The organism is Trinickia sp. HAY1-2D (assembly GCF_056754935.1).
In genome coordinates this window covers 4,208,111-4,221,163 of record NZ_JBPGWX010000002.1, presented here as the reverse complement: position 1 = coordinate 4,221,163, position 13,053 = coordinate 4,208,111, and the positions used below count along the sequence as shown (strand labels likewise).

Genomic DNA, 13,053 nt, shown 5'->3' with positions numbered 1-13,053 from the left:
CAGCGCGAACGCGCTCGATTACCGCGCGAGCGGTGCGGAGGCGGGCGCGGCGCCCGCTGCAGTGGCGGCTTCACCCGCCATGCGCGCGACATCCCAGCCACCGCCGAGCGCTTTCACGAGCCCGACCGACGACACCATCCGCTGCCCCGCGATATTGGCCAGTTTTTGCTCGGCGGCGAATGCCGTGGTTTGCGCGGTCAACACGTTCACATAGCCGACCGTCCCCGCCCGATACTCGTTCGTGACGATGGCGAGCGCCTGCCGGGCCGAATCGACTGCCTGCCGCTGCACGACGATCTCGCGCGCGAGAATGCGCTGCGAGGCGAGATTGTCTTCGACGTCCTGGAATGCCGTGAGCACAGTCTGCCGATAGGCCGCGACCTGCTGATCGTAGGCGGCGCGCGCGGCTTGCGTCTGCGCATGCCGCAGCCCCGCGTCGAAGAGCGTGGCCGCAAGCGTAGGGCCGACCGACCAGAACCGCGAAGGCAGCGTGAGCAGCTTCGAGAACACTGAGTTCTCGAACCCGCCCTGTGCCGAAAGCGTCAGCGACGGGAAGTAAGCCGCTATCGCAACGCCTATCTGCTCGTTGGCCGCGGCCGCCTTGCGCTCGGCGGCGGCGATGTCGGGCCGCCGTTCGAGCAGCGCGGAAGGCAGCTCGAGCGGGACTTCGGGCGGCTCGGCCTCGAGGGGGATCGGTTCGATCGAGAACGTCGAGGCCGGCACGCCCACCAGTACGGCGATCGCATGTTCGTTTTGCGCGCGAGCGACGCCGTTGTCGATCGCGGCGGCCTGGGCCGATTGCAACTGGGTTTGCGCCTGGATGACGTCCGAGCGCGCGGCAACGCCTTGTGTGTAACGGTTTTGCGTCAACTGCAGCGCCTGCCCGTAGGCCTTCACCGTATCGTCGAGCAGTCTTTGCGTCGAATCGAGGGCGCGCAACTGAAAGTAGGTTTGGGCCAGCGTCGCCTGCGCGGAGAGCCGGGCATTCGCGAGTTCGGCCGCGGCGCTTTGTTCGCCGGCCCGCTCGGCGCTGACCGAACGGCTGACCTTGCCCCAGAGATCCGGCTCCCAGGTGGCGTCGAGCCCGATCTGGAAACTGTTCGAAACACGCGAGCGCGTCGTGCCGAACGCCGATGTGCTCGAAAGTTGCTGGCCCGAACGTGTGGCGCTGCCCGACAGGCCGAGCGTGGGGAAATACGCGGCGCGCGCTTCGTCTACGAGCGCGCGCGCCTGGCGGTACGCGGCCGCGAATTGGGCCACCGATTGGTTTGCCGTATCGAGTTGGGTCATCAGCGCATCGAGCCGCGCATCGCCGTAGATGGCCCACCAGGGGCCGCGGTCATGGCGATCGGCCGGCTCGGCCACTTTCCATCCGGGCGGCGCCTCCTTGAACGACGAAGGCACCGACGCCGCGGGCCGGTGGTAATCGGGCCCGACGGCGCAGCCGGCGAGCGCGAGCGCCGCGGCCAACGCGGCCGCCTTGGCGACCGGCAGGAAAGGAAACACCGACAGGCGGCCGCCCGCGGCGGTGCGCGCGTGAATTCGAGAGGACTGCATAGGTGGGACCCGGCTTGCGATGCGGCGATGGTAGCGCAGTGCGTGCCCCGGCCGGGTTACGCCTCATTACAGTAGGACACAGGTTACCGCGCGCCGACAAAATGATTGCATAGGTGAATATTGACATGTCAATCAATTAGCGCGATATTGTCGACCAGCTCGACAAGCAGGCGTCATCTGCGGGACGACGCTGTGGCGATGGACCATTCAAGGGGATATGAATGAGCAACGCTGCTTCCTCGACGGCTTCGCCTCGGCGAGCCGACCCGCCCGCTCCGCTCACGGGCGCTACACTCGCGCTCCTGACGGTGGGCCTGGCGTTCGGCACCTTCATGGAGGTGCTCGATACGTCGATCGCCAATGTGGCGGTGCCGACGATCTCGGGCAGTCTGGCCGTTGCCGCGAGTGACGGCACCTGGATCATCTCGTCGTACTCCGTCGCGGCCGCGATCGCCGTGCCGCTGACGGGCTGGCTTGCGCGGCGTGTCGGCGAAGTGCGGCTTTTTACGCTGGCGGTGCTCGCATTCACGATCGCTTCGGCGCTGTGCGGCCTCGCTGCGAACTTCGAATCGCTGATCGCATTCAGATTGCTCCAGGGGCTCGTTTCGGGGCCAATGGTGCCGCTTTCGCAGACGATCCTGATGCGCTCGTACCCGCCGCAAAAGCGCGGCCTTGCGCTGGGGCTGTGGGCGATGACCGTGATCGTCGCGCCGATCTTCGGTCCGGTGATGGGCGGCTGGATTACGGACAACTACAGCTGGCCCTGGATTTTCTACATCAATCTGCCGATCGGCCTCCTCTCCGCCTCGTCGGCGTATTTTCTGCTGCGTGGCCGCGAGACGCCCACCGCGCACCAGCGCATCGATGGCGTGGGCCTCGGCCTGCTCGTGGTCGGCGTGGGCTCGCTGCAGATGATGCTCGACCTCGGCAAGGACCGCGATTGGTTCAGCTCGCAATTCATCGTGGGGCTCGCGTTGACTGCGGCCGTGGCGCTGGCGTTCCTGCTGGTATGGGAGGCGACGGAACGCACCCCCGTCATTGACCTCACCCTTTTCAAGGACCGGAACTTCGCCCTCGGCGCGATGATCATTTTTTTCGGATACATGGCGTTTTTCGGGTCCGTGGTGATCTTCCCGCTCTGGCTGCAGACCGTCATGGGATACACCGCGGGCCTCGCCGGCCTGGCGACCGCGCCGGTCGGCTTGCTCGCGCTCGTGCTCTCGCCGATCATCGGGCGCAACATGCACCGGCTCGATCTGAGAATGGTGGCGAGTCTCGCTTTCACCGTATTCGCGATCGTCTCGCTCTGGAACGGGACCTTCACGCTCGACGTGCCGTTCAGTCACGTCATTTTGCCGCGCATCGTGCAGGGTATCGGCGTTGCCTGTTTCTTCGTGCCGATGACCACGATCACGCTCTCGAGCGTGCCCGACGAACGCCTCGCGAGCGCGTCGGGTCTCTCGAACTTTCTGCGTACACTGGCCGGCGCGATCGGTACCGCGATCAGCACGACGTACTGGGAAAACGATGCCGTCTATCACCACGCGGTGCTGTCGGAATCGGTCAATGCCTACTCGGCCGCCACGCAACACTATCTCGACGCCCTGAGCATGCTGGGCATCGCGGGCAGCGGCGCCACGGCTCAGATCAACCAGCTCGTCACGCAGCAGGGCTACATGATGGCGACCAACGACTTCTTTCGCATCTCATGTATCGCGTTCGTGCTGCTCGCGATGCTCGTCTGGGTGACCAAGCCAAGGCGCGGCGCGGGCCCGGCGATGGCGCACTGAGTTCGGTGCTCAGTTGGCCGGCGCCGCGCCGGCCCTGACGAACTGTTTGAACTCGGCGGCCGCCTGCCACGGATCGGGCCGGCAACCCGTCATACTGTCGCAATGGGCGGAGAAGCCGATCGTCTCGGAGCCGTCGGCGTTGACCGTTCTCGTAATTTGATAGGCCAGCTTGCCACTGCCCCCCTCGGGGCCCGTCGTCACGATCAGCGAGTCGCTCGCTGTTTGCACGGGGTATTCGCTGTGGCGGGTGACCCACTGCTGGGCGCGAACCCACCAGCGTGCGCATTCGTCGGCATGCGCGCAGATGAGCGGCGCGGTGGCGGCCTGCATCGTGTCAGGGGTCACGCGATCCGTCGTCGAGCAGCCCGCGGCGAGTACGCACGCGGCTACCCATGGCATGGTCTTCATTCGGAACCGCCCCTCGTTGGTTGGCATGCCAGTTCGACGCGCAATGCGCCTCGGCGTTCGCGCCGGATCGCAGCAGCCTTGCCGTGGATCGGTGAAAACGGTTCCGATCGCCGATCGCCCTCAAACGCTGAAGCGTTCGAGCGTATAGCTGCGGTAATCGTTGACGAATGCGTCGAAAGAATCCGGGTCCGTGTCGCGCTCGAGCGCGGCCTGCTCCTGGAGCGAACGTTCGGCGAACTCGGTTGCCGCGCGGGCCTCGTCGGCAGCAGGCGGCCGCGCGCGAAAGTAGGCAGCGTGCGCGCGGCTTTGGGCCAGACCGAACGCGAGGAAATCCTGTTTGCGCTCGCGCATCGCGGCGAGCACGCGCGCGGACGGCGTGGTCTCGGGCGCCGCGAGTTTCGCCCGCTGCGCATCGAGCGCGCGCCGATGCGCATCGCCTCCGGCCACTGCGTCGAGCGCATCGGCGGCGAGTTCGATTTTCGCCAGCCATTCGTCGGCCCAATCGACGAGCGGCACCTCGCGGCCGTCGCGCGTGAGCCGCAGGTCCGGCTTGCGCCCCTCGAGCGTGACGCGCCCGAAGTTCGCATTCGCCTCGATATAGGCGGCGTGCGGCAGCGGCGGGCTGTCGTCGAGCGCGCACACCAGCAGATAAGCGTCGAGAAACCGTGCCGTTTCGAGCGAGATGCCGCACGGCTCGAACGGATCGATGTCGAGACAGCGCACCTCGACATACTGGACGCCGCGCGCTGCAAGCGCATGCAGCGGCCTTTCAGCGGAGCGCGCGACGCGCTTCGGACGAATCGTCGAATAGAACTCGTTTTCGATCTGCAATACGTTGGTATTGATTTGCACCCACTCGCCGTTGCGATGGGTGCCGATGGCTTCATAGGGTGCATACGGCTCGCTCACCGCGCGCGCGAGCGCGTCGAGATAGCCGGGGAGCGAATCGTAGTCAGGCTTCAAGGCGGCCTGGGCCGTCGTGTTCGAGTAGCCGAGATCGCTCATGCGAAGGCTCGTCGCATAAGGCTTGTAAAGCGTCGTGGCATCGAACGGCTCGAGCGTGTGCGGCCGCCCGCGCAAGAAGCCGCGATCGAGCACCGGCGATGCGCCGAACAGGTACATCAGCAGCCAGCTCGTGCGGCGGAAGTTGCGAATCAGCGCAAAGTAGCGAGCCGACTGGAAATCGACAGCGGTGGCGGGCGACGGCTCGGCCGCGTGAAGCAGGCGCCACGCTTCCTCGTCGAGCGAGTAGTTGTAGTGGATGCCCGCAATGCACTGCATGGTTCGGCCGTAGCGCAACGCGAGCCCGTGACGGTACACATGCTTGAGCCGGCCGATATTCGACGTGCCGTATTGCGCGATCGGGATTTCGTCGTCTTCGGGCAGCGCACCGGGAATCGAGTCGGTCCAGAGCATCTCGTCGCCGAGCTTCGAGTAGACGAATCGATGGAGCTCGTCGAGGCGTGCAAGTGTGTCGGCGGGCTCGCGCTCGGGTGAGGTGATGAGCTCGATCAGCGCTTCGGAGTAGTCCGTCGTCAGCGACGGATGGGTCAGCGCCGAGCCGAGCGCGCGCGGATGCGGCGTCATCGCGAGCGAGCCGTCGGGTGTGACGCGCAGGCTCTCCTTCTCGATGCCTCGCAGGCCGCGCGTGAGCACGTCGCCTGCTTTGGGCGAGCTCAGCACGGACAAGCGCCGCGCGAACGTCTCGGAGCGGATCGAAGATGGGTTGTCTGACATCGAAGCCAGCCCGGAATTCGCACGTTTCGCGAGCGATGCCGGGCAATCGTTTTTGAGTAGCGGGCACTTTAACACCGCGCCGGGAAGCGCGCTTGGCGCATCCTCGGAGTGTCGTGCCTGTTGGCAGCGTGGACGCGCTCAGCCGCCGCGTGCGCCGGCCGCACGGTCTGCCGTCTCGTTCCAGAGATGCATCGCGGCGTAAGCGCGCCAGGGGCGCCAAGGGGCCGTGCGCGCATGTTGTCCGGCGGGGCGGGCGCACGATGCGTCGCGCGCGCTCAGCCACTGCATCAGCACGAGGTCCGTCGCCGGCCACGCATCGGCATCGCGCCAGGCCCGCATGGCGATGTACTCGACGGTCCACGGGCCGATGCCCGGCAATGCGAGAAGCGCCGCGCGCAGCGTCGGGAGATCGGCGCCGGGAGCGCGTGGGTCGTCGGGGCGTTCGATCCGAACCGCGCCGGATGCCACCGCTTGCGCGACGCCTTGCAGCGCCGCGACGCGCTTGCCGGGCATGCCGATTTCGTTCAGATCCGCCGCGGCGAGGGCGGCGGGGCCTGGAAACCGCCAGGCGGTGCCGTCGTGCGTATGGTCTTCGATACGCGCGCCGGCGCGCGCCACGAGCCGGCCGATGAGCGTGGTCGCCGCCTTGACGCTGACCTGCTGGCCGACGATCGCACGCACGACGAGCTCGAACGCCGACCACGCGCCCGGCACGCGCAGGCCAGGCGCCGTTTCGACCAGGGGCGCAAGCAGCGCGTCGCGCCCGAGATGGCCGCCGATGCGGGCCGGATCGGCGCCGACATCGAACATGACGCCGACGTGCGCGGCGAGCGCATCGGCATGGCGGCTCGCCGGTCCCTGAACCGTGACGACGAGGCAATGCCGACGCGGATGCCGGCGCACGGCGAGTGTGCCGGTTTCGCCATGCCATTCGATGGCGCGGCGATAGACGCCGTCTTCGACGATCTCGACGCCGGGCGTTGCACGGCCCGCGAAAAAGCGCAGTACCCGCGGCCAATCGTAGGGCGCTTTGAATCGAAGCTCGAAGGTGACTTCCGGCGCGGCATTCAAGCGGCGTCGTCCATATCGGCACGTTTGTCTTCGGCCGCGGCGGCCTGCGGCGCGCGACTCGCCCCGCTGCCGCGCCGCCTGGCTTCCCCTTCGAGCAAAGCCGCTTTGCGTTCGAGGCCCCATCGGTAGCCTGCCAATGCGCCGCCCTTTTGGATGACGCGGTGGCACGGAATGGCGAGCGCGACCGGATTCGAGGCGCACGCGCTGGCCACGGCCCGCACGGCCCGCGGCTCGCCGAGCGATTCGGCGATATCCGTGTACGTCCTCGTTTCACCGTACGGTATCCGCCGCAACGCGTCCCAGACCCGTTGTCGAAACGCCGTTGCCGCCACATCGAGCGGCAACTCGAACGCCTCGCGCGAGCCGCTCAGGTAGGCCTCGATCTGGGCGATGAACGGCGCAATTCGAGCCGGGTCCTCTCCGAGCGAGGCATTCGCGAGCGCGCCGCGCAACTCGGCAACCAACTCGCCGGCGTCGTCGCCGAACGCAATGCGGCAGATGCCTTTATCGGTGGCCGCGACGAGCACGTGGCCGAGGACGGTCGGCGCGCAGCCGTAGCGAACGACAAGACCGGCGCCCTTTGACCGGTAGGTCGAAGGCGCCATGCCGAGATCGCCTGCGACGTTGCTGTAAAGGCGCGACGAGGAGCCGAACCCCGCGTCGAGCGCCGCGCGCGTGACGGGTTCACCGCGCTGCAAGGCATCGCGTAGCGCCGCGCCACGCCTTGCCGCTTGATATTGGCGCGGCGAGAGGCCCATGACGCGCGTGAACAATCGTTGCAGGTGGAACGGGCTCACATGCACGGCATCGCTCAACTGCGCGAGCGTCATTCGGGCCGACGGATCCGCGTCGAGGGCTGCACGGGCGCGCTCGACGATCGCGAATTCGCGCGGCAGGCCGCCCGGCCGGCACCGCTTGCACTCCCGAAAACCGGCCGCGCGCGCCTCGTCGGCAGTCGCGAAGAAGGCGACGTTTTCGCGGAGCGGCATACGCGATGCGCAAGAGGGCCGGCAAAACACCCCCGTCGTGGAGACACCATAGAAAAACGCGCCGTCGGCCTTGGCGTCGCGAGCCGACACGGCGCGCCAGCGTTCGTCGTCGGTTCGGTAGGCGGAATCCATGTTGTTCCTCGCAAAAAGAAGATCGATGAGCTTCACTGTATGCCTGCGCCGGGTCCTCCGCGCGCCGCATCTTGCGGTCTAATTTGGAGCGGCCGGAAACGCGGGCGGCGATGCTCACCGCGCACCTTTCAATGTTCCGACAAAAATATATTGCATTGCACCATGACTTTGTGTATAGTGTGACTTGTCTCCTCCATGTCTCCTCCTGATATGGATTCAACCCGCTCGTTCTCGAGCGGGTTTTTTTTCGCCCGCTCTTCGGGCTTCCGCGCTTGTATTCCGGCCGCGCTCTACACTGGGCAACGATATTCGAGCGAACCCATGAGAGGAGGTGTGCCGATGAAGCCGATCATCCGCGATATCGACCATGTGGTGATTCGCGCCGCCAACCCCGAGGCGTTGAAGCGCTTTTACTGCGATGCGCTGGGCTGCGAGTCCGAGAAGGACCAGCCCGAGCTCGGTCTCACGCAGCTTCGGGCCGGGCGCGCGCTGATCGATCTGCTCGCCGTGGGCGGCCCGCTCGACCGGGCCCAAAGCGGTGCGCCGGGCACCGGCCGCAACATGGACCACCTTTGCCTGCGCGTCGAGAACTACGATCCCGCCCGGCTGCGCGTTCATCTCGAAGCGCACGGCGCAACGCTGGGCGAGGAAGGCCGGCGCTATGGCGCCGAGGGGTACGGCCCCTCGCTTTATCTATTCGACCCGGAGGGCAATATGGTCGAGCTCAAGGGACCGCCCGAAACGCTTGCGTGAGCATCTGGCCACTCAGCCTGCCGCCGGTTTGAGCTCCGTCCACTCGACGGCCACCGGCTCGGCTTCGCCGCCGCTCACCCATGCGGAGCCGTCTTGAACCGTCACCTGAAGCCGCATCGTCCGTTCGGCGAGCCGCGCGAGGGCAGCGGCGGTCCCTTCGGCCAACGACCACACACGCAAGTTGGCGAGGCGCTCGGCCTTGCTGCGTACGCCCTGCCACCAGATATCGGACGTTCGGCCGCCATACGCGATCACGACGACATGGCCGGAGCGTCCGCAAGCTTTTGCCATGCGCCGCTCGTCGGGCTGGCCCAGCTCGATCCAGGTTTCGATGGCGCCGGTCAGATCCTTTTGCCACAGATCCGGCTCGTCCGTGTCGGAAAGGCCTTTGCAGAATTCGAGCCGTTCGCTCGCGAAGAGCGCGAACGCGACGATGCGCACCATCATCCTTTCGTCGGTTTCAGACGGATGGCGGGCGACGGTGATGGAATGGTCGGCGTAGTAATGCCGATCCATGTCGGCGATTTGCAACTCGGCTTTGTGGATCGTCGATTTGAGAGCCATACGGCACCGGAAAAATAGCGTTTCGCGGGCCGTGGCGCACCTTTGGGGAACTGCAAAGGTGCATGACGCTGAGAGCTACAAACACGACACCGCGCCGGCATCGCATGCCGGCGCGTGATGATAGCGGATCAGGCAGGGGTGCTACTGCTTGATGAACCGATCGTGCGTCCAGAGGCCTTGAGTATCGCCATTGCCCGCGTTGACGAATTCGACGTCATGGCCAACGACTCGAACCGCCCGGAACGCCGAGTGTTCAGGCGTGGACAAGCATTCATAGCCCGCGAAGAATTCCTGCATTTTCTGTTGCTCGCCGGCCTGTGCGTGCCGATCGGCCGCATCGAATTTGTCTTTCGACAGGCAGCCATAGGCGCCGGATCGGAGTTCGAAGGTTTGCTGCGGCTTGATGACGTTATCTTGCGCCTGTGCAATCGAGACTGCAGTGCCAAAACCCACCAACACGAAAAGCGATGCGACGTACTTCCTCATTTCCTGCCTCCCAATGCGGGTTTTTACTTAGGTTAGCTATGTGTTTAAAGGCAAACTAAAACCCATGGTTTTGAACATAGAACAGGCGCGAAAAAGAACAAGCACAATTTGTGTGCGGTTGCAAAAGCGACGGATTGTCGCAGCTGTGGCGCAGCGGCTAAAGCATGCGAATTGCATCGTCAAGCTCCCGTCCAGCCCCACCGGCGGAGGCGCGAGCGAAACTGCTCAGGGCCGAGTGGTAAGGCTTTGCGGCGCGAGCGACTTACATCGCGTCGGCGGTCCGCAACTGCCTCAATTGATCAGTTCGATATTGGTGCAGTGCACACAAGAAGGCCCCGGGAATCCCGGAAATCACTCGAACGAATTAGCTGGTTACTGAATAAAAACAATGCCCGGTCGATAAATCGACGCTGGCAACCCAAATCGACGGTGGCAACCCCTCACGCATCGGTTATCCGGCATCGCGGCCGGCTTTTTGTTGCATTACGCATCGACTCATGGATTAATCGGGTTTTCCCTTGGGGGTTTCTCATGAGCTTTGCGCATTGGCTGCCATTCGCGATCGCATCGGCAATCGTCATCGTCATTCCCGGGCCGACGGTCTTGCTGGTCGTCTCTTACGCGCTCGGCCACGGTCGCCGCTATGCTCTGGCCACGACCGCAGGTGTGGCGTTGGGCGACCTGACCTCGATGACGGCGTCGATGGTCGGCCTCGGTGCCGTGCTGGCGGCGTCGGCCACCTTGTTCACCGCGATCAAGTGGGTGGGGGCGGCCTACCTCGTCTATCTGGGGGTGAAGCTGTGGCGCGCGCCTGTCGTCGAACGCGATGCGCCGGACGTATCGGAAACGCGCACCGCCCGGGTCTTCGCTCACGCGTATGCGGTGACGACGTTGAACCCGAAGAGCATCGTTTTTTTCGTTGCATTCGTGCCGCAGTTCATGGACCTGCACGCGCCGATGTGGCCGCAAGCCGTCGTCCTCGAGGCCACCTTCGTCGTGCTTGCCTCGTTGAATGCACTGGGCTACGCCATGCTTGCATCGAGCGCGCGACGCGCCATCCGCAGCCGTAAGGTTCAGCGCGCGGTCAACCGCACCGGCGGCACGATGCTCGTGGGCGCGGGTCTGCTTGCGGCAAGCTGGAAGGCCAGTGCCTGACGCGCGATCCGCGCTGCTGCTGCACGCCTGCGCTGTGCGCGCTGCTTGCGGCGCCTCCCGCTCGGCGCCGAATGCGCGCTGCGACGCTTAGCGCGGCACGTCGCAGCCGGTCGGCGCGGCCACGCTGGACTACAATGAGTTGCATCGGTTGCCACGGGAACAGGACGGAGGTTCATCGTGATCGAGCACTTCATATTGGGAACCTTTCTCGTGTTGCCGCTGGTCATCGTCGCGTTTCTTTTCTCCGATGAATTGTGGCAGGAGCACCGCAAGGAAACCCGGGTGCCGGGCATGCGGCGCATCGATTGGCGCCACCCTCTGCGCAGTCTGCTGCATCGTCATTGACGCCCGCAATTCGTCCCCTCGCTCTCTTGTTCCGACGCGTCCTCGCTCAGCGGTTCGGTGCGTTCCCGTGCGCCCGACACGTATAAAAATCCGATCCTAGGGTTGTGTAGGGAACCGCCGACAAGTTGTAGCCATTTGGTTCTGATCGCTCGCCGACCGATATTTTTTTCTCATAAGTATGACGAGTTGCTCAAGCCGGCGACTGTCGTGCCGTTGACCACTATGTAGCCGGGAGAGCGGCTGCGACGTCCGACGCGCTGAGAGAGCAGTGCGTCGGCTCGTGCGTTGATCGGGACTTTTAAAGGCGTCATAAAACATGGACTTATCCCACACGAAGGTAGCGACTCGGCTCGGTATCGGTTTTAGCCTGATTTCATGCTTGCTGGTCGCGGTCACCATATTCGCGCTTTATCGAATGGCTCAACTCGAGTCGTCGATGGTCGAAATCACCGATATCAATGCCGTCGAAGCCGGACTGGCGAATCAGCTCGATCACACCATCTCCAATCGAGCACTCGCGCTGCGCAACTTGATCCTCCTGCAAGCCGATCAGCAAGACCAGATCGCGATCGAGACGACGCGCTTCGACAAGGAAACGCAGATCTACGAGGACGCGCGCGCCAAGCTGGCGACGATGTTCCAGAACCCGCAGACGACACCCGAAGAGCGCGCGCTGCTCGACCAGATTCGTCAGCAAGGTGAGCTCTCGTTGCCGCTGATGATGAAGGCGAAGGAACTCGCACTGGCCGGTCAGCGCGAGGCGGCCTATCATGTGCTGCGCGCCGATCTGCGTCCTGTACAGGCCAAGTGGTGGAAGCTCGTGCGCGAATTGCGCGAGCTCGAGCGCCAGCAAAACGACATCGAAACGGCCAGCGCAAAGCAGTTGTACGACATGAGCCGCACGCTGATGATCGGACTCACCGTGCTCGCGGTCATCCTGAGCGTCGCGTCGGCATTGATCATTACGCGCAGCGTACTCAAGCAGCTCGGTGGCGAACCCGCAGCAGCAGCGGAAGCGGCCAACCGCGTCGCTACCGGCGACTTGACCGTGCGCGTGGCGACTCAGCCCGGAGACGACGCTAGCCTGATGTACGCGATGAAGACGATGCGCGACAGCCTCGTCGGCATCGTGGGACAGGTTCACCGCAGCACTGGCGCGATTGCGACCGCGGCGAACCAGATTGCGAGCGGCAATCTCGATCTCTCGTCGCGCACTGAAGAGCAGGCCGCATCGCTCGAACAGACCGCCGCATCGATGGAAGAGCTTACCGCCACCGTGCGCCGCAACTCGGAGCACGCGCGCCAGGCGAATGTGCTCGCCACGTCGGCATCGGGTGTATCGGAGCGGGCCGGTTCGGTCGTGTCGGAGGTCGTGCAGACGATGGGCAGCATCCACGAGGCTTCCCAAAAGATCGTCGAAATCATCAGCGTCATCGACGGTATCGCCTTTCAGACCAATATCCTCGCGCTCAACGCGGCTGTCGAGGCCGCGCGTGCCGGCGAGCAGGGGCGCGGCTTCGCCGTCGTCGCGAGCGAAGTCCGCTCGCTCGCTCAGCGTTCGGCCACCGCGGCCAAGGAAATCAAGGCGCTCATCGGCGGCTCGGTCGAGCAGGTCGCGCTCGGCAACAAGCTCGTACAGGAAGCCGGCACGACGATGAGCGAAGTGATGGATAGCGTGAAAGGCGTAACGCTGATCATGGTCGAGATCATGAGTGCGAGCGAAGAACAGGCCACCGGCATCGAGCAGATCAATCAGGCGCTCACGCAGATGGACCAGGTCACGCAGCAAAACGCGGCGCTCGTCGAGGAGGCCGCGGCAGCCGCCGAGTCGATGCGCGAGCAAACCGCAGCGCTCGTCCACGCGGTCGGCGTGTTCAAACTCGAGCAGCCGGGCGGTGCATACGAGGTCGAGGCGGTGACGCATGGCGTGCCGGCATCGGCGAGCGCGCCCCGGCGCCTCGCCCGGCCCGCGGCGGCGCTCATCGCTCACGACGTGCAGCCGGCCTGAGCATCGCAATCTATATTCATCACACGTTCGCTTGAATGGCCGCCGCGCGCGATATCAC

The 13,053-nt window shown here is 65.0% G+C and carries 12 protein-coding genes; 5 read left to right on the top strand and 7 right to left on the bottom strand.

Annotation, left to right across the window (positions count from 1 at the left end; translation table 11 throughout):
- Positions 1–18 precede the first annotated feature (18 nt).
- Entirely contained in the window at positions 19–1,557 is a 1,539-nt protein-coding gene (locus ACR9ZC_RS26660; RefSeq protein ID WP_481582553.1) for an efflux transporter outer membrane subunit, read from the bottom strand.
- A gap of 221 nt (positions 1,558–1,778) precedes the next feature.
- Between ACR9ZC_RS26660 and ACR9ZC_RS26655 the strand changes: the two genes are divergently transcribed.
- On the top strand, positions 1,779–3,347 hold the full coding sequence (locus ACR9ZC_RS26655; RefSeq protein WP_481582552.1) for a DHA2 family efflux MFS transporter permease subunit: 1,569 nt from the start codon (positions 1,779–1,781) through the stop codon (positions 3,345–3,347).
- A gap of 9 nt (positions 3,348–3,356) precedes the next feature.
- Here the strand turns inward: ACR9ZC_RS26655 and ACR9ZC_RS26650 are convergent, their stop codons facing one another.
- The 4 genes from ACR9ZC_RS26650 to ada all read right to left on the bottom strand — a co-directional run bounded on the left by ACR9ZC_RS26650 (position 3,357) and on the right by ada (position 7,684).
- Positions 3,357–3,755 (bottom strand): hypothetical protein, encoded by a 399-nt coding sequence (locus tag ACR9ZC_RS26650; protein WP_481582551.1) that lies wholly within the window; start codon positions 3,753–3,755, stop codon positions 3,357–3,359.
- A gap of 120 nt (positions 3,756–3,875) precedes the next feature.
- The gene (gene gshA / locus ACR9ZC_RS26645) at positions 3,876–5,492 is read right to left on the bottom strand and encodes a glutamate--cysteine ligase (RefSeq protein WP_481582550.1); all 1,617 of its coding nucleotides are present in this window, start codon (positions 5,490–5,492) and stop codon (positions 3,876–3,878) included.
- A 138-nt stretch (positions 5,493–5,630) separates the two neighbouring features.
- Complete coding sequence (locus tag ACR9ZC_RS26640) at positions 5,631–6,563, bottom strand: DNA-3-methyladenine glycosylase family protein (RefSeq protein WP_481582549.1); 933 nt, start codon at positions 6,561–6,563, stop codon at positions 5,631–5,633.
- Positions 6,560–7,684, bottom strand: a complete 1,125-nt coding sequence (gene ada / locus ACR9ZC_RS26635) for a bifunctional DNA-binding transcriptional regulator/O6-methylguanine-DNA methyltransferase Ada (RefSeq protein WP_481582548.1) — start codon at positions 7,682–7,684, stop codon at positions 6,560–6,562. Before ada ends, ACR9ZC_RS26640 begins: the two co-directional genes overlap by 4 nt.
- 339 nt (positions 7,685–8,023) lie before the next feature.
- On the opposite strand from ada, the gene ACR9ZC_RS26630 reads away from it, so the two are divergent.
- Positions 8,024–8,437, top strand: a complete 414-nt coding sequence (locus ACR9ZC_RS26630; RefSeq protein WP_331573634.1) for a VOC family protein — start codon at positions 8,024–8,026, stop codon at positions 8,435–8,437.
- 12 nt (positions 8,438–8,449) lie between these two features.
- Here the strand turns inward: ACR9ZC_RS26630 and ACR9ZC_RS26625 are convergent, their stop codons facing one another.
- The gene (locus ACR9ZC_RS26625; protein ID WP_481582547.1) at positions 8,450–9,001 is read right to left on the bottom strand and encodes a YaeQ family protein; all 552 of its coding nucleotides are present in this window, start codon (positions 8,999–9,001) and stop codon (positions 8,450–8,452) included.
- 141 nt (positions 9,002–9,142) lie between these two features.
- Entirely contained in the window at positions 9,143–9,487 is a 345-nt protein-coding gene (gene sap1, locus ACR9ZC_RS26620) for a surface attachment protein Sap1 (protein WP_481582546.1), read from the bottom strand.
- A gap of 531 nt (positions 9,488–10,018) precedes the next feature.
- Here sap1 and ACR9ZC_RS26615 point away from each other — a divergent pair.
- The 3 genes from ACR9ZC_RS26615 (at position 10,019) to ACR9ZC_RS26605 (ending at position 12,995) form a co-directional block, all read left to right on the top strand.
- On the top strand, positions 10,019–10,642 hold the full coding sequence (locus tag ACR9ZC_RS26615; RefSeq protein WP_440558667.1) for a LysE family translocator: 624 nt from the start codon (positions 10,019–10,021) through the stop codon (positions 10,640–10,642).
- Positions 10,643–10,819: 177 nt separating this feature from the next.
- A complete protein-coding gene (locus ACR9ZC_RS26610) occupies positions 10,820–10,987 on the top strand; it encodes a hypothetical protein (RefSeq protein ID WP_331573640.1) in 168 nt (55 codons plus the stop codon).
- A 316-nt stretch (positions 10,988–11,303) separates the two neighbouring features.
- Entirely contained in the window at positions 11,304–12,995 is a 1,692-nt protein-coding gene (locus ACR9ZC_RS26605) for a methyl-accepting chemotaxis protein (RefSeq protein WP_481582545.1), read from the top strand.
- The last annotated feature ends 58 nt before the right edge of the window (positions 12,996–13,053 follow it).